The organism is Stenotrophomonas sp. 14P6.2.3, assembly GCF_057799055.1.
The window spans coordinates 143,911-162,184 of record NZ_JBYOLA010000008.1; the positions used below are offsets into that span (position 1 = coordinate 143,911).

General features: G+C 67.5%; 19 protein-coding genes. 13 read left to right on the forward strand and 6 right to left on the reverse strand.

Features of this window, described 5'->3' with window-relative positions:
* Nucleotides 1-92: 92 nt before the first annotated feature.
* On the reverse strand, nt 93-578 hold the full coding sequence (locus AC27VL_RS09000) for a DUF1203 domain-containing protein (RefSeq protein ID WP_191077630.1): 486 nt from the start codon (nt 576-578) through the stop codon (nt 93-95).
* A 135-nt stretch (nt 579-713) separates the two neighbouring features.
* Here AC27VL_RS09000 and AC27VL_RS09005 point away from each other — a divergent pair, with 135 nt between their 5' ends.
* The 4 genes from AC27VL_RS09005 (at nt 714) to AC27VL_RS09020 (ending at nt 5,477) form a co-directional block, all read left to right on the forward strand.
* Nucleotides 714-1,907, forward strand: coding sequence for a GGDEF domain-containing protein (locus tag AC27VL_RS09005; RefSeq protein WP_488766076.1), 1,194 nt, complete (start codon nt 714-716; stop codon nt 1,905-1,907).
* 119 nt (nt 1,908-2,026) lie between these two features.
* Nucleotides 2,027-3,553 (forward strand): alpha/beta hydrolase, encoded by a 1,527-nt coding sequence (locus AC27VL_RS09010; RefSeq protein ID WP_488766077.1) that lies wholly within the window; start codon nt 2,027-2,029, stop codon nt 3,551-3,553.
* Nucleotides 3,550-4,296, forward strand: a complete 747-nt coding sequence (locus AC27VL_RS09015) for an ABC transporter ATP-binding protein (protein WP_100462046.1) — start codon at nt 3,550-3,552, stop codon at nt 4,294-4,296. The genes AC27VL_RS09010 and AC27VL_RS09015 overlap by 4 nt, the downstream gene beginning before the upstream one ends.
* Nucleotides 4,293-5,477: an ABC transporter permease gene (locus tag AC27VL_RS09020; RefSeq protein ID WP_488766078.1), complete on the forward strand. Its 1,185-nt coding sequence runs from the start codon at nt 4,293-4,295 to the stop codon at nt 5,475-5,477. Before AC27VL_RS09015 ends, AC27VL_RS09020 begins: the two co-directional genes overlap by 4 nt.
* 74 nt (nt 5,478-5,551) lie before the next feature.
* On the opposite strand, the gene AC27VL_RS09025 is transcribed toward AC27VL_RS09020, so the two are convergent.
* Nucleotides 5,552-6,355: an AraC family transcriptional regulator gene (locus AC27VL_RS09025; protein WP_488766079.1), complete on the reverse strand. Its 804-nt coding sequence runs from the start codon at nt 6,353-6,355 to the stop codon at nt 5,552-5,554.
* A gap of 75 nt (nt 6,356-6,430) precedes the next feature.
* Here AC27VL_RS09025 and AC27VL_RS09030 point away from each other — a divergent pair, with 75 nt between their 5' ends.
* Nucleotides 6,431-6,685: a hypothetical protein gene (locus AC27VL_RS09030; protein WP_180165033.1), complete on the forward strand. Its 255-nt coding sequence runs from the start codon at nt 6,431-6,433 to the stop codon at nt 6,683-6,685.
* A gap of 74 nt (nt 6,686-6,759) precedes the next feature.
* Here the strand turns inward: AC27VL_RS09030 and AC27VL_RS09035 are convergent, their stop codons facing one another.
* Entirely contained in the window at nt 6,760-7,767 is a 1,008-nt protein-coding gene (locus AC27VL_RS09035; protein WP_488766080.1) for an energy transducer TonB, read from the reverse strand.
* A 200-nt stretch (nt 7,768-7,967) separates the two neighbouring features.
* Nucleotides 7,968-8,597 (reverse strand): TIGR00645 family protein, encoded by a 630-nt coding sequence (locus AC27VL_RS09040; protein WP_100553955.1) that lies wholly within the window; start codon nt 8,595-8,597, stop codon nt 7,968-7,970.
* 113 nt (nt 8,598-8,710) lie between these two features.
* On the opposite strand from AC27VL_RS09040, the gene AC27VL_RS09045 reads away from it, so the two are divergent.
* From AC27VL_RS09045 to AC27VL_RS09060, 4 genes are all read left to right on the forward strand, one after another.
* Nucleotides 8,711-9,400: a glutathione binding-like protein gene (locus AC27VL_RS09045; protein WP_180165037.1), complete on the forward strand. Its 690-nt coding sequence runs from the start codon at nt 8,711-8,713 to the stop codon at nt 9,398-9,400.
* Between the two features lie 157 nt (nt 9,401-9,557).
* A complete protein-coding gene (locus AC27VL_RS09050; protein WP_488766081.1) occupies nt 9,558-11,783 on the forward strand; it encodes a S9 family peptidase in 2,226 nt (741 codons plus the stop codon).
* Nucleotides 11,784-11,808: 25 nt separating this feature from the next.
* The gene (locus AC27VL_RS09055; protein WP_191077638.1) at nt 11,809-12,324 is read left to right on the forward strand and encodes a cytochrome c oxidase assembly factor Coa1 family protein; all 516 of its coding nucleotides are present in this window, start codon (nt 11,809-11,811) and stop codon (nt 12,322-12,324) included.
* A gap of 76 nt (nt 12,325-12,400) precedes the next feature.
* On the forward strand, nt 12,401-14,203 hold the full coding sequence (locus AC27VL_RS09060; protein ID WP_488766082.1) for a DUF885 domain-containing protein: 1,803 nt from the start codon (nt 12,401-12,403) through the stop codon (nt 14,201-14,203).
* A gap of 88 nt (nt 14,204-14,291) precedes the next feature.
* On the opposite strand, the gene AC27VL_RS09065 is transcribed toward AC27VL_RS09060, so the two are convergent.
* Nucleotides 14,292-14,756, reverse strand: a complete 465-nt coding sequence (locus AC27VL_RS09065; RefSeq protein WP_089237661.1) for a hypothetical protein — start codon at nt 14,754-14,756, stop codon at nt 14,292-14,294.
* A gap of 182 nt (nt 14,757-14,938) precedes the next feature.
* On the opposite strand from AC27VL_RS09065, the gene AC27VL_RS09070 reads away from it, so the two are divergent.
* The 4 genes from AC27VL_RS09070 to AC27VL_RS09085 all read left to right on the forward strand — a co-directional run bounded on the left by AC27VL_RS09070 (nt 14,939) and on the right by AC27VL_RS09085 (nt 17,541).
* Nucleotides 14,939-15,187 carry a hypothetical protein gene (locus AC27VL_RS09070; protein ID WP_032952021.1) on the forward strand — a complete coding sequence of 83 codons (249 nt, stop codon included), beginning with the start codon at nt 14,939-14,941 and terminating at the stop codon, nt 15,185-15,187.
* A 124-nt stretch (nt 15,188-15,311) separates the two neighbouring features.
* Entirely contained in the window at nt 15,312-16,229 is a 918-nt protein-coding gene (locus tag AC27VL_RS09075; protein ID WP_488766083.1) for a bestrophin family protein, read from the forward strand.
* A gap of 19 nt (nt 16,230-16,248) precedes the next feature.
* Nucleotides 16,249-17,238: a porphobilinogen synthase gene (hemB, locus tag AC27VL_RS09080; RefSeq protein ID WP_100553950.1), complete on the forward strand. Its 990-nt coding sequence runs from the start codon at nt 16,249-16,251 to the stop codon at nt 17,236-17,238.
* Nucleotides 17,239-17,271: 33 nt separating this feature from the next.
* Nucleotides 17,272-17,541, forward strand: coding sequence for a gas vesicle protein GvpG (locus AC27VL_RS09085; RefSeq protein ID WP_108265739.1), 270 nt, complete (start codon nt 17,272-17,274; stop codon nt 17,539-17,541).
* A 260-nt stretch (nt 17,542-17,801) separates the two neighbouring features.
* Here the strand turns inward: AC27VL_RS09085 and AC27VL_RS09090 are convergent.
* Nucleotides 17,802-18,274, reverse strand: a 473-nt coding sequence (locus tag AC27VL_RS09090; protein WP_488766084.1) for a TolB-like translocation protein, incomplete at its 5' end; no start/stop codon positions are given.

Below are 18,274 nucleotides of genomic sequence, written 5' to 3' on the forward strand. Positions count from 1 at the left end.
GTGAAGCCCTTCCCGCAGGCTTCACGCCACACTGAACGAATGCGTTGGCGGTCACGCCTGCATCGCGGCAACGATCACGTTCGTGCGTACCTTCACGACCGTTGATTTCCTGCCCGATCCACCTGGCACGAAAAGCATCCATGCCCTGCGTTGTGCAGTTGCACGAAGGCCACCGTCGCATCGGCGAATAACCGGTCCAGGTGCGCAGCAACCTCGTTGCCCTGGCATACCAAGCCGCTCAGCATGAAGTCCGCGCTGTCATAGGCACGCACTGACATCAGCCGACGGTGCACGTAGGCAGGTACCACGCCTGCCGGCAGCACGCAGCGGGTGGCACCACGCTGCACGAAGATCGGGCCCGAGGCGCGGTAGGGCGAATGCGAGGCCAAGTGTGTGTATGGCAGCAGAAGCAGTTCCGCACCCGCAGGCGCGTCGGTCAGGCTGACCCTGCAGGGGTAGCCACCACTGTCGCCGGCGCGTCGCCGCACGATTCCCCGTGCGGCCAAGGTGTCGTCGCTGGTTTCGAAAAGCGCTTCGAACGGCTGGTGGTCGATGCCACTGAGTTGCCACGAATGCATGGAGTGTCTCCCGGATTTCCGCGCATTCTGTCGGCGCCATGGGCCGCGTGCTCGCCGTTTTCCGCCACCGGATTCGATGGCTCGCCTGGCCCTGCCCAGGTGCAACGGTCCGTGCGGCCGCCGCAAGGCGCTAAGATGCGCGCGCCGCCCTTCCTGCAGCGCCGCATGTCCCTGGATTTCCCCACCGTCGCCGTGCTTGGCTTCCTGCTCTGCGTGGGCATCGCGCTGGGGTTCTCGTTGCTGCTGGTGGTGTTGCGCGGGCAACCGGTGCTGCGGCTGTGGACGCTCAGCCTGTGGGCCCTGACCCTGGGGGTGACCCTGCTGGCGCTGCGTCCCTACCTGCCGCAGGTGCCGGCGATTCTGGCCGGCAACGCAGCGATGGCTGCCTGCGCGGTGCTGCTGCTGCGTGGCATGGCCCTGCATCTGGACCAACCCCTGCCGGTATGGCGACCGCTGTTGCTGGTAGCTGCGTTCATGGCCGGCATCTTCCTGTTCCTGGTGCCGTGGCCGAACCTGGTCGTGCGCCTGCATGTATTCAGTGTGTTCGCTGCGATCATCGACGGCTGGATCGCCTGGCTGCTGCTGCGCCAAGCCCCGCCACAGCAGCGCACCAGCTGCAGGCTGGCCGCTGCGGTATTCCTCGCCGAGGGCCTGCTGTACGTGGTGCGCCTGTTCCTGCCCGTGGCGCCCGGTGCCGGCGAGGACATCATGCGCACCGGCACGCCGATGTTCGTGACCTACCTGGCCGGGGTAATGCTGGAGTTGGCCCGTTGCTTCGCTCTGGTGCTGCTGCTGGTCGAACGCATGCTGGTGGAACTGCGCCGGGCTGCGCGGATCGATGGTCTTACCGGCCTGCTCAATCGCAGCGCGGTGCTGGCGGATGGGCAGCTGCAGCTGGAACAGGCGCGCCGGCACGGTACGCCGTTGGCGCTGCTGTTGCTGGATGTGGATCATTTCAAGCAGGTCAACGATCGCTGGGGTCATCTGGCGGGTGACCACGTGCTGCAGCATTTCACCGGGGTGCTGCAGCGCTGCGCGATCGGCCGCGTGCATCTGCTCAGCCGCTATGGGGGCGAGGAGTTCCTGTTGCTGCTGCCTGGCAGCAGCGGCAACGAGGCGACAGCGCTGGCCGACGCGATCCGCCAGGGGCTGCAGCAGCGTCCGGCCCTGCTCGATACCGGTCCGGTGGCGGTGACCGCCAGCATCGGACTGGTGCTGGACGATGGCCGGACCGATCTTTCCGGCTTGATCGCGCTGGCCGACACCGCCCTGTACCGGGCCAAGGCCGAGGGCCGCAACCGCCTGGTGGCGGTGCCGACGCCGGCCTAGGACATCCGCCTGTCGCCGCCAGCGCCCGGCGCGTGTAAGTTGGGTCACATCTGTTTGGTCACATCTGCCGCGGCACACCGTCGTGGTGGACAGGAACATTCCCAGGGGAATCACGCACGATGCAACGACACCATTTCGCGCGGGCCGGGTTGCTGGCCAGCATGCTGATTGCCGGCTGCAGCGCACCGCCGCAGGCAGGGTCCGACGGCGCAGGCGATTCGCCCAGCCGCCGCTACGGCCAGATCGATTTCCGCCCCTGCACGCTGGCCACCGAAGGCGCCAGCGCCAACGTCGAGGCGCAGTGCGCCACCTTCCAGGTGCCGGAAGACCGGTCCCGTCCGGATGGCCGCAGGATCGACCTGCGCGTGGCCTGGCTGGAGTCGGGCAACAGCGGTTCCGGTCTGCCAGACCCGGTGTTCTTCCTGGCCGGCGGCCCCGGCCAGGCGGCCAGTGAGGTGGCCGTCATCGTCGATACGGCATTGCGCCAGGTGCGCAAGCAGCGCGACATCTTCCTGATCGACCAGCGCGGCACCGGCGGCTCCAATCCGCTCAGCTGCCTGGGCGCGGATGGCAAGGAGCTGCCGATGGATGAAGAGGCTGCGCCCAGCGAAGCGCTGCTGCGCGAGTACGCCGAACGCTGCGCTGCGTCGCTGAAGGGCCGTGCCGACCCGCGCTTCTATACCACCGCCGAGGCCATCGCTGATCTGGACGCGGTACGCCAGGCGCTGGGCGCCGACACGCTCAACCTGGTCGGCGGCTCGTATGGCACTCGTGTTGCCCAGCGCTATGCGGCTGCCTATCCGCAGCACACCCGCAGCATCGTCATCGACGGCGTGGTACCTAACGATCTGGTGGTAGGGGGTGAGTTCGCCAATACCTTCGACAACGCCATCACCCTGCAGTCGGCGCAGTGCCGCAAGGATGCTGCCTGCAGCAAGCGCTTCCCGGTCGATACCCGCGCACAGCTGCGCAGCGTCGCGGACACCCTGCGCCGCACGCCGGTTACCGTCGAGTACCGCGATCCGGGCACGAATGCGCCGCGCAAGGATGTGTTGACCCCGGACAGCGTGGTCGGCCTGGCGTTCGCCTTCTCCTACGTGCCGCAGTATTCCTCGCTGCTGCCACTGGTGCTGGACGAGGCCGCGCAGGGGCGTTACGCGCCACTGGCCTCGCTGGTACGCGGTGCGACCCGCAGCATGGATTTCCAGATCAACCGCGGGATGCAGTGGTCGGTGATCTGCAGCGAAGATGCACCGCGCTACCAGGCGCCGGCGGAAAGCGGAGATGCGTTGTTCGGACCGGAAGCGGCGCGTGCGTTCTTTGCCGCCTGCCCGGTGTGGCCGCACCAGCCGGCACCGGCGGCAGCAGCAGCGCCACTGCGCAGTGATCTGCCGGTGCTGCTGCTGTCCGGCGAGCTGGACCCGGTGACGCCGCCGCGTTACGCCGAACAGGTGCTCAAGGGGCTGCCGAAGGGACGTGCGCTGGTTGCCCGCGGGCAAGGCCACGGCACCCTGGCCGCCGGTTGCATGCCGCGCCTGCTCGGCCAGTTCATCGACACCACCGATGCCAAGGCGCTGGATGCCAGCTGCCTGGACACGCTGAGCTACGTGCCGGCGTTCACCTCGTTCAACGGATGGGCCCCATGATCGTCGCCGACAACCTGCACAAGGCCTTCAATACCCGCACCGGCCGTATCCAGGCCGTGGCCGATGTCGGCTTCCGCGCCGAGGATGGGCGCATCACCGGCCTGCTCGGTCCGAACGGCGCCGGCAAGACCACCACCATGCGCATGCTGTACACGCTGATGACGCCGGATGAAGGCAGCATCACCGTCGATGGCATCGACGCAGCCCGCAATCCGGTGGAAGTACGTCGCCATCTCGGCGTACTGCCCGACGCGCGAGGCGTCTACAAGCGGCTGACCGCGCGCGAGAACATCGCTTACTTCGGCGAGCTGCATGGCCTGTCCGCGTCGCGCATCCGCGAACGCATCGAAGTGCTGTCGCATGCGCTGGACATGGGCGACATCCTCGACCGCCAGACCGATGGCTTCTCGCAGGGCCAGCGCACCAAGACCGCCATTGCCCGCGCGCTGGTGCACGATCCGCGCAACGTGATCCTCGACGAACCCACCAACGGCCTGGACGTGATGACCACCCGCGCACTTCGCCGCTTCCTGCTGGGCCTGCGCGAGGAAGGGCGCTGCGTGATCCTGTCCAGCCACATCATGCAGGAGGTCGGTGCGCTGTGTGACCACATCGTGATCATCGCCAAGGGCACGGTGATGGCCGCCGGCAGCGCCGATGAACTGCGTGCGCAGTCCGGCGAACCCAACCTGGAAGATGCGTTCGTGAAACTGATCGGCAGCGAAGAGGGCCTGCACGCATGAGCATGATGTCGACCATGATGACGGTGATGCGCAAGGAACTGCGCGACCTCTCGCGTGACCGCCGCACCCTGATGCTGACCCTGCTGTTTGGTCCACTGCTGTACCCGCTGCTGATCCTGGGCATGGGCAAGCTGGCCGAAAGCCGTGTGCGCATCCAGATTGAACAGCCGCTGCAGATCCCGACCATCGGTGCCGAGAATGCGCCGAACCTGGTGGTTTTCCTGGCGGCGCAGGGGTTGAACACCGCGCCGGCGCCGAAGGATCTGGCCGAGGCGATCCGCTCGCAGGAGATCGACGTGGCCCTGCGCATCAGCCCCGATTTCGGCAAGGACTGGGCCAACGGCAAGCCCGCACTGGTGGAAGTGATCCGTGACAGCACCCGGCGCGCCGCCGAGGTACCCAGCGCCCGCCTGCAGGCGGCCCTGGCGACGTACAACGGCCAAGTCGGTGCGCTGCGGCTGATGGCACGTGGCGTCGACGCACAGGTCGCGCGGCCGCTGGATGTGGCCACCCAGGACATGGCCAGTGCCGAGGCCAAGCGCGGCATGATGCTGTCGATGCTGCTGCCGGTACTGCTGACGCTGACCTCGTTCATCGGTGGCGCCTATCTGGTGATGGATGCCACCGCCGGTGAGCGCGAGCGGCAATCACTTGAGCCGCTGCTGGCGACCCCGGGTTCGCGCAGTGCCATCGTCAGCGGCAAGATCGCCGCCGCCTGCGTGGTCGGCTTCGCCTCGTTGCTGCTGACGTTGATCGCGTTCAAGGCCAGTGCGCAGATCGCGCCCGGCAATGTCGGCCGGCAGCTCAACATGAACATCGGCTCGATGCTGCAGATGCTGCTGGTGATGGTGCCGATGCTGCTGATCGGCACCTCGCTGCTGACCTTCCTCTCGGCCGCCGCCAAGAGCATGAAGGAAGCGCAGAGCCACATGACCTGGCTGGTGCTGCTGCCGATGCTGCCCGGCTACGCGCTGATGGCCTACCCGGTGAAGAGCGAGCTGTGGCAGTACGCGGTGCCGTTCCTGTCGCAGAACCAGATGCTGCTGAAGGTGATCCGCCATGAGGCGATCAGCCCCACGATCTGGGCGGTCTACCTTGGCGCAAGCCTGGGTCTGGCCGCGGTGCTGTGGCTCGCTGCGGTGCGCCGTTACCACAACGAACGGCTGGCGATTTCCGGCTGAGCGGAACCGGTAGCGCCGGGCCATGCCCGGCGGATGCAGAACGAGGCCCGGTCATCCCCCGGGCCTTGTTCATGTCAGCGCAGTGAGGCGTTTCCGTCCCCATACCGCGCCGGCGTCACTCCCATCTCGCGCTTGAACACGGCGATGAAAGAGCTGGGCGTGTCGTAGCCCAATGACAGTGCGACGGTGGTGACCGGTTCGCCGGCCAGCAATTGCGGCAGCGCCAGCAGCACGCGCAGGCGCTGCCGCCAGTGGGTCAGGGTCATGTTGGTCTCGGCCTGCCAGCGGCGGGCGAGGCTGCGACTGGACAGGCCGCTCGCTGCGGCCCAGTCCTCGACGCTGCGGGTGTCATGCGGCGCGCGCGCCAGGGCCGAGGCGATGCGACGCAGGCGGCGGTCGCTGGGTTGCTGCAGGGCCAGCGGCAATGGCGTGCCGGCGGCGATTTCATCGATGATCACCCCAGCCAGGCGCTGTTGTACCGCATCCAACGCCTGCCCGGACCATTGCAGTGCCCGCGGCACTGCCACCTGCAGCAGGTCGCTGGGCTGGAAGATGCGTGGTGTGGTGGGCAAGCCTGCGCAGGCTTCCCTGCTGAAGTACAGGCTCCAGCCATCGAAGCTGCCGATGCTGGACAGCGCATGCGGGTGCTGCGGCGGAAGCCATGCCACGTGTCCGGCCGGAAGCAGCCAGTGGATGTCGCCCGCCTCGATCCGCAGCAGGCCCGTGTGGGCGCCCAGCAGTTGCCCGCGCGCGTGCTGGTGGCGGGCGGTGCGGCGTGAACCCGGCATCGCCAACTGCGTGCCGAGCAGGGCGGGCCCCGCGCTGGCATCAGCCAGTGCAGGATCGATCAGGGGTGTCTGGACTGTCTGTTCTGCCATATCGATTGGCAGTTATACGGCAGAACGGTCGGAAGCGAGCGTCGACACTGGTCGTCCATTCCCTAGGAGCACGCCATGCAACCGCAGGACATCCTTCCCGATCACCAGAACGACGTGCAGGTGAACGGTCTCACCGTGCGCAAGGGCAGTGTCGGCGCCTTCCTCGCCAGCGTCCGCGACTGGCAGGATCCGGCCGGTGACTCCGCCACCCGTGCCGCTGCCGAAGCCGATCTGCGCAGTCTGCTGCCCGGACTGCACGCATTGGGTCTGTTCCAGGTGCTGGCGGCACGCGATCCGACGCTGCAACGGTTGATCGACGGCGCAGCCTGAAACGAACAAAGCCCGGACATGCCGGGCCTTGCTCCAGATCCGCCGGGCGCGGCCCGGCGCTACCGCCTTGGGCATCAGCCGCCCGGTGCGAACACCAGCGTGCGGCGGGTGGTGACCGGGGCATTGACCGGCTCAAAGCGCCAGCGCTTGACCGCGTTGAGTGCTTCGCGATCAAAGACGCGCGAGGGCGTTGCACGCAGCACGCGCGCATTGGTCACCGAGCCGTCGGTGCCGACGGTGATTTCCACAAGTACTTCGCCGGAAGTGCCCGAACGCAGCGCGTCGGCAGGGTAACGCGGTGCCGGCGTGCTGACCGGGCGCAGGCTTGGCGCGGCGGCGGTCGCTGCCTGGCGGGCGGCGTTGGCCTGCTGCGCCGCGGCCTGCTGCTGCTTCTGCTCGGCATCGCGGCGGGCGGCGGCCTGGCGCTCGGCTTCCTGGCGCTCGCTGTCACGACGGGCAACATCCTGCTGCGCGGCAATCTGCTTGGCCGCCTCGGCTTCCTTGGCGCGCTGTTCGGTCAGGCGCTGCTGCTCGGCCAGCTGCTTGGTGCGGTCTTCAGCGTCCTTCTTGACCTTCTCGGTCTCGTCTTCGGTGCGCTTGGCCGCAACCTGCACGCCCTTGCTCAGGCCTTCCTTCAGGCGCGGCAGGGCCGGAGCCGAGGCGTCGACCTTTTCGATCAGGGCGACCAGCCGCTGCGCTTCGGCGAAATCTTCGCGGCCCAGGTGCTGCTCGGCGGCGATCAGGGTGTAGGGCAGCAGGTCGGTCAGCGCGCTCTTCACCGAGGCGTCGTCCGGCGTCTTGTCACGCAGTGCCAGGTAATACTCGATGGCGTTGTCGCCGGCCGGGGCGTACATGCGGTTCTCGCGCAGTGCCTGGCTGGCCGATTCGCGCAGCTGTTCGGTGCCCATCGACTGCACCTTGGCGGCCACGGCCGGTGCGGCTGGCGCCGCAGCGACGGGGGCGGCGCCAGCCGGCGCGGCCGGAGCCGGTGCTTCTTCCTTGCCCGAGCAGGCAGCCAGGGCCAATGCCAGAGCGACCGGCATCCACCGGCGCGCGGCAGCGATCATTGCGACGTGCGACATCCTGCTCCCCTCTAAGAAGACGACGTTACGAAAAACGTAGATACGCATGGCCGGGACCGAAGGTCCGGGCGTGGCGGGGGACGTTTCCCAGCGTCACCGTCGCCTGCAGCGAGGGTGCAATCTAGCATCCCGGCCACCCATGCGTACAAGGGCCGGGAACGGAGCCGGCGGCGGCAGTCGTGCCGCCACCGGCGTTGGCGTCAGTGCGCGGCAGCCTTGCTATGGCTGTTGGACATCAGCTTGTCGGTCCAGGCAATGCCGATCGCCGACAGGATGAACACGCAGTGGATGATGGTCTGCCACAGCACGCCATCGGGGGTCAGGGTCGTGCAGGTATCGGGGCCGGCGTTGTAGAAGCTGGCCGATGCCGACGAAGCCGCCGCCGCCCATTGTTCCGGCTTGCACAGCGGCAGGCCGTTCAGCGGGCTGGCTGCAATGAACGTCTTCAACAGGTGGATCGAGGAGATGCCGATGATCGCCATCGCCAGCTTTACCTTCAGCACGCTGGCGTTGACGTGGCTCAGCCATTCCGGCTGGTCCGGGTGGCCCTCCAGGCGCAGGCGCGAGACGAAGGTTTCATAGCCGCCGACGATCACCATCACCAGCAGGTTGGAGATCATCACCACGTCGATCAGGCCCAGCACGATCAGCATGATCTGCTGCTCGCCCATCGACACCGAGTGCGAGATCAGGTGCCACAGTTCCTTGCCGAACAGGAACACGTAAACGCACTGGGCAACGATCAAACCCAGGTACAGCGGCAGCTGCAGCCAGCGGGTAGCGAAGATCAGGCTGGACAGCGGGGACAGTAGCGGACGGTTTGCACTCATGCGGAGGATGCTGCGTTTCGGGGGAGAGGCGAGGTTACCGGCCCGCCATGACGGTGCCAAGCCAACGCACGCACTAGACTTCAGGTTCCTTTCCGTACCCCAGAGCCGCCGCCATGATCGACCTGTATTACTGGCCTACCCCGAACGGCCACAAAGTGACCCTGCTGCTGGAAGAAGCCGGCCTGGAGTACCGCATCCACCCGGTCAACATCGGCTCGGGCGACCAGTTCAAGCCGGAATTCCTGGCCATTTCCCCCAACAACAAGATGCCGGCCATCGTTGACCACGCCCCGGCCGACGGCGGCGCCCCGCAGAGCGTGTTCGAGTCCGGCGCGATCCTGCTGTACCTGGCCGAGAAGACCGGCCGCTTCCTGCCGGCCGATCCGCGTGGCCGCGTCACCACCCTGGAATGGCTGTTCTGGCAGATGGCCGGGCTGGGCCCGATGAGCGGGCAGATGGGCCATTTCAACGTGTACGCGCCGGAGAAGATCCCGTACGCGATCGAGCGCTACGACAATGAAGTGCGCCGCCTGCACGGGGTGATGGACAAGCGCCTGGCCGAGCACGCCTTCCTGGCCGGCGCGGACTACACCATCGCCGACATGGCCAGCTACCCGTGGGTTGGCGCCTACGACAAGCTGCCGGCCGACTTCGACGCGTTCCCGAACCTCAAGCGCTGGCACCAGGCCATCGCCGCCCGTCCGGCCACCCAGCGCGCCTATGCGCTGCGCACGCAGGTGAACCCGGACGCTGGCAAGCCGCTCAGCGACGAAGAGCGCAAGCACCTGTTCGGCAAGCGCTGACCCGGCACGGTGGGTGCCGACCGTTGGTCGGCACTCATTATGGGAAGACATCATGGGCAGAAGGTCATGCTGTCTTCCCGCACCGGCTTGGTTAGGATGGAGGCTGACCGTCCCGCGCCCGCCGCGGTGACGGACCTGCCGTTTGCCGGGATCCTCCATGCGCCATCTGTTCGCCTCGCTCGCCCTCATGCTCGCCACCGCTACCGTCGCCCACGCTGAAAAACTCACTCTGGAAGCCATCACCGGCCCATTGCCGTTGTCCGGCCCGACCCTGATGAAGCCGAAGGTGGCGCCGGACGGCTCGCGCGTGACCTTCCTGCGCGGCAAGGACAGCGACCGCAACCAGCTGGACCTGTGGAGCTACGACATCGGCAGCGGCCAGACCCGACTGCTGGTCGATTCGAAGGTGGTGCTGCCGGGCACCGAAACCCTCAGTGACGAAGAAAAGGCCCGCCGCGAGCGCCAGCGCATCGCCGCGATGACCGGCATCGTCGATTACCAGTGGTCGCCGGACGCGCAGCGCCTGCTGTTCCCGCTGGGCGGCGAACTGTACCTGTACGACCTCAAGCAGGAAGGCAAGGCGGCAGTGCGCCAGCTGACCCACGGCGAAGGCTTTGCCACCGACGCCAAGCTGTCGCCCAAGGGCGGCTTCGTCAGCTTCATCCGCGGCCGCAACCTGTGGGTGATCGACCTGGCCAGCGGCAGGCAGATGCAGCTGACCGCTGATGGCAGCACCACCATCGGCAACGGTATCGCCGAATTCGTCGCCGACGAGGAGATGGACCGCCATACCGGCTACTGGTGGGCGCCGGACGATTCGGCCATCGCCTACGCCCGCATCGATGAAAGCCCGGTGCCGGTGCAGAAGCGCTATGAAGTCTATGCCGACCGCACCGATGTGATCGAACAGCGCTATCCGGCCGCGGGCGATGCCAACGTGCAGGTGAAGCTCGGCGTGATCTCGCCGGCGGAACAGGCGCAGACGCAGTGGATCGACCTCGGCAAGGAGCAGGACATCTACCTGGCCCGCGTCGACTGGCGCGATCCGCAGCACCTGAGTTTCCAGCGCCAGTCGCGCGACCAGAAGAAGCTGGACCTGGTGGAAGTCACCCTGGCCTCGAACCAGCAGCGTGTGCTGGCCCACGAAACCAGCCCGACCTGGGTGCCGCTGCACAACAGCCTGCGTTTCCTCGACGACGGCAGCATCCTGTGGTCGTCCGAGCGCACCGGTTTCCAGCATCTGTACCGCATCGACAGCAAGGGCAAGGCCACCGCGCTGACCCACGGCAACTGGTCGGTCGATGAACTGCTGGCGGTCGATGAAAAGGCCGGCCTGGCGTATTTCCGTGCCGGCATCGAATCGGCGCGCGAAAGCCAGATCTACGCCGTCCCGCTGCAGGGCGGCCAGCCGCAGCGCCTGTCGAAGGCGCCCGGCATGCACAGCGCCAGTTTCGCGCGCAACGCCAGCGTGTACGTGGACAGCTGGTCCAACAACAGCACCCCGCCGCAGATCGAACTGTTCCGCGCCAATGGCGAGAAGATCGCCACCTTGGTCGAGAACGATCTGGCCGATCCCAAGCATCCGTATGCGCGCTACCGCGAGGCGCAGCGCCCGGTCGAATTCGGCACGCTGACTGCCGCCGACGGCAAGACGCCGCTGAACTACAGCGTGATCAAGCCGGCCGGCTTCGATCCGGCCAAGCGCTACCCGGTGGCGGTGTACGTGTATGGCGGCCCGGCCAGCCAGACCGTCACCGACAGCTGGCCCGGCCGTGGCGACCATTTGTTCAACCAGTACCTGGCCCAGCAGGGCTACGTAGTGTTCTCGCTGGACAACCGCGGCACCCCGCGTCGTGGCCGTGATTTCGGTGGCGCGCTGTATGGCAAGCAGGGCACGGTGGAAGTGGCCGACCAGCTGCGTGGCGTGGCGTGGTTGAAGCAGCAGCCGTGGGTGGACCCGGCGCGCATCGGCGTGCAGGGCTGGTCCAACGGCGGCTACATGACCCTGATGCTGCTGGCCAAGGCGTCGGACAGCTATGCCTGCGGTGTGGCCGGCGCACCGGTCACCGATTGGGGCCTGTACGACAGCCACTACACCGAGCGCTACATGGACCTGCCGGCGCGCAACGATGCGGGCTACCGCGAAGCACGCGTGCTGACCCACATCGAGGGCCTGCGCTCGCCGCTGCTGCTGATCCACGGCATGGCCGACGACAACGTGCTGTTCACCAATTCGACCAGCCTGATGAGCGCGCTGCAGAAGCGTGGCCAGCCGTTTGAACTGATGACCTATCCGGGTGCCAAGCACGGCCTGTCCGGTGCCGACGCACTGCATCGCTACCGCGTTGCCGAAGCCTTCCTGGGACGTTGCCTGAAGCCTTGATCATCATCCGGGAAGGAGCCCGCCCATGACCCTGCCGCCGCCGATTCCTGCTCCCTCCAACCTGGCCTCCGGCTGGTGGTGCCGGCATTGGCGCTGGGCGATGCCGCTGGCGGTGCTGCTGTTCCTGGCCGCCCTCGGCGGTGCCATCGCCTGGAGTGTGCTGCGCTGGACCGAGGCCGCGCACGACAGTGCGCCGATGCGCGAGGCGATGCGTCGCGCCGGCTGCAGCGTCGAACTGGTGCAGGTGTTCGGCGAACCGCTGCAGGCCGGCACGCTGCCGCTGGGCAGCATGCAGACCGCCATCAACGGCGAGCGCGATGTCGGCCTGACCGTGGCGCTGGAAGGACCGCATGCGCATGGCCGCCTGTTCGTGAAGGGCACCCGCAGCGACGACGTGTGGGATTACCCGGTGATGTACGTGCTGGCCGAAGACAAGCAGACCTTCGACCTGAGCGCGCTGGATGATGCCGAAGCGGCCGGCGAATGCGAACTGCAGGCCTGTCGCGCGCGCGGAGACTGTGCGCTGACGGTCGCGCTGTAGAGGGCGTGACCTCCGGGCGATTGTCGCCACCGCCATGAGCGCGTAGGGTGCGGGCAACCCTGTCCTGGAGTGCTCCATGAAGCCGATCGCGCTTGCCATCGCCCTGGCCCTGACCGCCGCCCCGCTGCTGTCGGCCCCACCGGCCCTGGCCGCACCGGCCGCCAAGGCCTCTACGCCGGCCAGCCCGGCCTGGGTCGCGCGCAGCAACGCGCTGGCGCAGATCCTGCTGGATGCCCAGGGCCCGTTCCAGCCCGAGGAAACCGGCTTCTTCGGCGTGCCCGGCTACGACGACAAGGTCGCCGACCTCGGCCCGGACAACGACCGGCGCTACCGCGCCGCGATGGCCAAGGCCCGCGACGAGCTGAAGGCGAAGCTGGCCAGCGAGAAGGATCCCAACGTCCGCCAGGACCTGGAGATCATGATCGCCGCCGCCAACCAGAACATCGAAGGCAGCGAGCTCAACCAGAAGTACCTGCTGCCGTGGCGCGATGCGCCGCAGAGCGTGTTCAGCGGCCTCAACCTGCTGCTGTCCGACCAGGTGCCGGCCGAGCGCCGGGCCAAGGCGGTCGATCGCCTCAAGGCCTACGCGGGCCTGCAGCCGGGTGGCACCGCGTTCACCACGCTGGCCCGCCAGCACTACGAAGAGCGGTTGAAGGACAGCACGCTGCTGCAGCCGACGAAGATCGAAGTGCAGCAGTCGCTGGACAACGTCGAGACCTACATCACCGGTATCGAGTCGCTGCTGAAGAAGTACCAGGTTGCTGGTGCCGACGAGGCGATGAAGGCGCTCGCCGCACAGATGAAGGACTACGCCGCATGGACCCGCAAGGAGGTGCTGCCGAAGGCACGTGCCGATGCGCGCCTGCCGGCCCCGCTGTACGCGTATCAGCTCAAGCAGGTCGGCATTGATATCGACCCGAAGCTGCTGATGCAGCGCGCGCAGCTGGAGTTCATGGAAACGCGCTCGGCGATGCGCCAGCTGGCCCCGCTGGTGGCGAAAGAGAAGGGCCTGAAGGTCAGTGATCCGAGCGACCCGGTGGCGGTGATCCGCGCGCTGAAGGGCGAGAAGATCGCCGATGACCAGCTTGAAGGCCATTACCGCAAGGTGATCGATGCCATCGATCCGCTGATCCGCGAACATCGCATTGTCGATGTGCCGCAGCGTGCGATGCAGATGCGCCTGGGCTCGGCCGCCGAAAGCGCTGCCAGCCCGGCACCGCATTTCCTGCCTGCGCCGCTGGTCAACAACACCGGGCAGCAGGGCACCTTCGTGCTGCCGCTGGGCAACCCGGCGGCCGGTGCGGGCGCGCAGTACGACGACTTCAACTTCGGTTCGGCGGCCTGGACGCTGAGCGCGCATGAAGGCCGCCCGGGCCACGAACTGCAGTTCACCGCGATGGTCGAGCGCGGCGTGTCGCTGGCGCGCACGATGTTCGCGTTCAATTCGGTGAACGTGGAAGGCTGGGCGCTGTACGCCGAAGCGGAGATGGTGCCGTACGAACCGCTGGACGGGCAGATGATCGCGCTGCAGTTCCGCCTGCTGCGTGCCGCCCGCGCAATGCTCGACCCAATGCTCAATCTCGGCCTGACCGACCGTGCCAACGGCGAACGCGTGCTGATCGAGCAGGTGGGTCTGTCCAAGGCGATGGCCACCCAGGAACTGGACCGCTACATGGTGCGCATGCCGGGCCAGGCGGGCAGCTACTTCTACGGCTACACCCGCATCCTCGAACTGCGCATGCAGACCGAGCTGGCACTGGGCGCGAAGTTCGACCGCCTGGCGTTCAACAACTTCCTGCTCGACCAGGGCCTGTTGCCGCCGGACCAGTTGGCCGAAGCGGTGAACCAGGTGTTCGTGCCGAAGTACCAGAAGAAGTAACGGTAGCGCCGGGCCACGCCCGGCGAGCGCAGCGGAAGGGAAGAGACGCCGGGCATGGCCCGGCGCTACCCGCGGTGACCCGTGCGGGTCACCGCTGCGGTTGCGGGGTGATCGTCTGCGTCGGCAGGCGTGCCGGCGGCGCCGGATTCGGCACCCAGATCGCCACGCCGGCCGCGCGTTTCTGCGTGGTCGGTATGCCGATGCCCACGCCACCGCCCACGTGTGAGCCGTAACTGCCGGCACCCACCGACATGCCGACCGGTGAGCCACTGCTGCCCACGCCCATCAGGATCACGCCGTTGGCACCGAGCGCAGCCGCTTCGCGCTTCAGGCGCGCCACGGCGGCATCGGTCTGGCCCTGCGTGCCGAAGCCCACCGCCGAAGACGACTCCAGCTGGGCGATTTCCTGCGAACCGGCGGGCGGCGTCGAATAGATCTGCACCTGGGCCGGATCGATCGGCGCACGGGCGCGGCCCAGCATGACCTTGGAGGTGCTGGCGCAACCGGCAACGGTCAGCAGCATGGCCGCCAAGGCGACCCAACGGATGTTCATGGCGTATACCCCTGTAGGACTGGTTCGGATCATCAGCCGGGCACTCTGAATCGGCGCCAACATCGGGGCTCGACCCATGGCCGCACGCTAGCACGGCGCCGGTGAGGTTGACGGCAACGGCGGTAGGCGGCGCTGCCGGGAACGGCTATGGTTGGGAGCACGAACAACCACGGGAGCGCGCTATGGGTGTGATCAGTCTGTTGTGGGGCGTACTGGCCCTGTTGTGGATGATCCTGGCGTTGATACCGCTGCTGGGCTGGGGCAACTGGTTCCTGATCCCGTTTGCTGCGGTCGGCGCGATCATCGCCGCGCTCGGCATCCTGTTCACCCACCCCAGCAAGCGCGGCCGGGCCTGGACCGGGCTGATCCTGAACGGCATCGTGGTGGTGGTCGGCATCCTGCGCCTGGGGCTGGGTGGCGGCGTGATCTGAGCCGGCCCCGGCCGGTGCGACAGGGCGTCGCAGGGACACGGCCGCTGGCCGGGCAGGGAGTAGAATGGGCGGCTGCGCGAGCCCCCCGCGTGCCTGTCGAACCGCGCGCCGCGCGGCTGCTCCCATGATCATTCGTTCCCGTCCCCACGGCTGGCAACTGCTGTACATCCTGCGTGGCTCCATCGTCCCGGCGATCGCGCCCAAGGTGCTGGCCATCCTCACCCTCTCCATCGCGGTCGCCGCGGTGGTGGAACTGGCGCCGCCGGTCGGCATCGAGCGCGTCTCGGTCACCCCGTTCACCCTGCTCGGCCTGGTCCTGTCGATCTTCCTCAGCTTCCGCAACAGCGCCTGCTACGACCGCTGGTGGGAGGGTCGCAAGCTGTGGGGCCAACTGGTGTTCGAATCGCGTTCGCTGGCGCGGCAGGTACAGGTACTGCTGGCCGACGATGCGCCACGCCGCCAGCGCATCAGCTACCTGACCACCGCTTTTGCCTATGCACTGGCCGCGCGCCTGCGCGCCCGCGACGTGGCGCTGGCCGCGGTGCCATGGCTGGACGAGGAACAGCGCGGGCAGCTCGCCCAGCGCGAGAGCGTGCCCGATGCGCTGCTGGCGATGATCGCCGCCGAACTGGCCCAGGCCCGTCGCGAAGGCACGCTCGATTCCATTCTTTACGTCCAGCTGGAAGAGCGCCTGCACGCGATGTCCTCGATCCAGGCCGGCTGCGAGCGCATCCTCACCACCCCGCTGCCGTTCGCCTACACCCTGCTGCTGCACCGCTGCGCATGGATGTTCTGCGTACTGCTACCGTTCGGCCTGGCCAGTTCGCTGGGCTGGGCCACGCCGGTGCTGTCGGCGGTGCTGGCCTATGCCTTCTTCGGCCTGGACCAGCTGGGTGAAGAAATGGAAGACCCGTTCGGCCTGGAGCCGAACGACCTGCCGCTGGACGCGCTGGTGCGCACCATCGAGATCGACCAGCTCGATGCCCTCGGCGAACGCCCGTTGCCCGAACCCCTGCTGCCGCAGGGCTACCTGTTGCAATAGCCACTCCTCGGAGCCTGCCATGCCTCATCCCCATTACCGCCCGCGGCGCATGCGCCATGACGAATTCTCGCGCCGCCTGATGCGCGAGAACACGCTGACCACCGACGACCTGATCTATCCGGTGTTCGTGCACGAACCGGCTGGCCGCGTTGCGGTGCCGTCGATGCCCGGCGTGGAGCGCCTGTCGATCGAAGAACTGCTGAAGGTGGCCGAGGAAGCGCTGGAACTCGGCATCCCGGTGATCGATCTGTTCCCGGTGCTGGACGCCTCGCAGAAGTCGCTGGACGCATCTGCGGCGTGGGCCGAGGACGGCCTGGCGCAGCGTGCGATCCGCGCGCTGAAGTCGCGTTTCCCGGAGCTGGGGGTGATGACCGACGTTGCCCTGGATCCGTACACCACGCACGGCCAGGACGGCATCATCGATGACAAGGGCTACGTGCTCAACGACATCACCGTCGAAGCGCTGGTCAAGCAGTCGCTGTCGCACGCCGACGCGGGCGCGGACATCATTTCGCCCTCGGACATGATGGATGGCCGTATCGGTGCGATCCGCCGTGCGCTGGATGCCGACCACCATCTCAACGTGCGCATCATGGCCTACTCGGCCAAGTACGCCTCGGCGTTCTACGGCCCGTTCCGTGACGCGGTGGGCAGCGCGGCCAGCCTCGGCAAGGCCGACAAGAAGACCTACCAGATGGACCCGGCCAACGGTGACGAGGCGATGCGCGAGATCGCGCTGGACCTGGAAGAGGGCGCGGACATGGTGATGGTCAAGCCGGGCATGCCGTACCTGGACCTGGTGCGGCGGGTGAAGGAGACCTTCGGTGTGCCGACCTTCGCCTACCAGGTCAGCGGCGAGTACGCGATGATGAAGGCGGCGTTCGCCAACGGCTGGCTGGACGAGCGCGCCTGCGTGCTGGAATCGCTGCTGGGCTTCAAGCGTGCCGGCGCCGATGGCGTGCTGACCTATTTCGCGCCGCAGGTGGCGCGTTGGCTGCGCGAGCGCTGACAATAGCGCCCACGACGGACGGAGGAACACGCGATGGGACCTGAAATGGGTTGGATGCAATGGTTGATCTGGGGCACCGGTACGTTGGTGTTCGGGGCCATCATCGTCGGCGTGTTCGTCGCTGCCTGGCGTGCCGCCAGGCGCCCGCCCGAGCAGCTTTCCGCTGCCGCCCAGGTTGCCCGCGAGCAGGCCATGCCGGAGAGCGTGCAGGCCGAACTGGCCGCACTGAACCGGCGCAAGGACAACGGTCAGCTCAGCGAAGTGGAATACGAGCAGCAGCGCGCGAAGGTGCTGTCGCGCTGATCTGGTGTTCTGGTAGTCGCCAACCTTGGTTGGCGGTTTTGTTTCTGTGCCGACCAAGGTCGGCACCTACCGGAGGGGGCGGTCGGCCTCCACCGAACCATCATCCACGCATGGCGTGGATCTACTGGTAGTCGCCAACCTTGGTTGGCGGTTTTGTTTCTGTGCCGACCAAGGTCGGCACCTACCGGAGGGGGCGGTCGGCACCTACCGGAGGGAGCCGGTCGGCACCTTCCAAACGATCATCCACGCATGGCGTGGATCTACCGCACGCACTCCGCCACTGCCACCACCTTCGGCACGGCCAGCCGGTACACGTCCACGCCACCGGCGCGTGGCGACTTCGCCGCGCTGCTGGCCACCATCATTTCGCCCGGCTTGGCGTTGTCGACCACCGGCGCGCCGGTCCAGCCGCTGGCCTGGTTGAACGACAACCCCAACGGCTGCAGCGCAGCGCCCGTCCACGCGCAACCGCTGGTCCAGACCTGCGAGGTGTCACCGCTGCCACGGCTGAAGGCCACCGCGCCTGCGCTGCCCAGCCAGTCGCCATCGGTTTCATCGGCAGCGCTGTTCAAGGCCTGCAACGCCGTCGCCGCCCCTCGCGCGCCCTGCGCGTCCAGCGTGGCCACGAACAGGTCCCAGCCGGCACCACGGCCCTGCTGACGGGCAAACAGCAGCCGCCGCCCGTCCGCGCTCAATGCCGGGCCGCGCTCCTCATGGCGACCGCCATCGCCGG

Bases quoted from the DNA above. Each gene is read 5' to 3' on its own strand.
- AC27VL_RS09000 (WP_191077630.1), bottom strand. From the start codon at position 578: ATGCATTCGTGGCAACTCAGTGGCATCGACCACCAGCCGTTCGAAGCG.
- AC27VL_RS09005 (WP_488766076.1), top strand. From the start codon at position 714: ATGCGCGCGCCGCCCTTCCTGCAGCGCCGCATGTCCCTGGATTTCCCC.
- AC27VL_RS09010 (WP_488766077.1), top strand. From the start codon at position 2,027: ATGCAACGACACCATTTCGCGCGGGCCGGGTTGCTGGCCAGCATGCTG.
- AC27VL_RS09015 (WP_100462046.1), top strand. From the start codon at position 3,550: ATGATCGTCGCCGACAACCTGCACAAGGCCTTCAATACCCGCACCGGC.
- AC27VL_RS09020 (WP_488766078.1), top strand. From the start codon at position 4,293: ATGAGCATGATGTCGACCATGATGACGGTGATGCGCAAGGAACTGCGC.
- AC27VL_RS09025 (WP_488766079.1), bottom strand. From the start codon at position 6,355: ATGGCAGAACAGACAGTCCAGACACCCCTGATCGATCCTGCACTGGCT.
- AC27VL_RS09030 (WP_180165033.1), top strand. From the start codon at position 6,431: ATGCAACCGCAGGACATCCTTCCCGATCACCAGAACGACGTGCAGGTG.
- AC27VL_RS09035 (WP_488766080.1), bottom strand. From the start codon at position 7,767: ATGTCGCACGTCGCAATGATCGCTGCCGCGCGCCGGTGGATGCCGGTC.
- AC27VL_RS09040 (WP_100553955.1), bottom strand. From the start codon at position 8,597: ATGAGTGCAAACCGTCCGCTACTGTCCCCGCTGTCCAGCCTGATCTTC.
- AC27VL_RS09045 (WP_180165037.1), top strand. From the start codon at position 8,711: ATGATCGACCTGTATTACTGGCCTACCCCGAACGGCCACAAAGTGACC.
- AC27VL_RS09050 (WP_488766081.1), top strand. From the start codon at position 9,558: ATGCGCCATCTGTTCGCCTCGCTCGCCCTCATGCTCGCCACCGCTACC.
- AC27VL_RS09055 (WP_191077638.1), top strand. From the start codon at position 11,809: ATGACCCTGCCGCCGCCGATTCCTGCTCCCTCCAACCTGGCCTCCGGC.
- AC27VL_RS09060 (WP_488766082.1), top strand. From the start codon at position 12,401: ATGAAGCCGATCGCGCTTGCCATCGCCCTGGCCCTGACCGCCGCCCCG.
- AC27VL_RS09065 (WP_089237661.1), bottom strand. From the start codon at position 14,756: ATGAACATCCGTTGGGTCGCCTTGGCGGCCATGCTGCTGACCGTTGCC.
- AC27VL_RS09070 (WP_032952021.1), top strand. From the start codon at position 14,939: ATGGGTGTGATCAGTCTGTTGTGGGGCGTACTGGCCCTGTTGTGGATG.
- AC27VL_RS09075 (WP_488766083.1), top strand. From the start codon at position 15,312: ATGATCATTCGTTCCCGTCCCCACGGCTGGCAACTGCTGTACATCCTG.
- hemB (WP_100553950.1), top strand. From the start codon at position 16,249: ATGCCTCATCCCCATTACCGCCCGCGGCGCATGCGCCATGACGAATTC.
- AC27VL_RS09085 (WP_108265739.1), top strand. From the start codon at position 17,272: ATGGGACCTGAAATGGGTTGGATGCAATGGTTGATCTGGGGCACCGGT.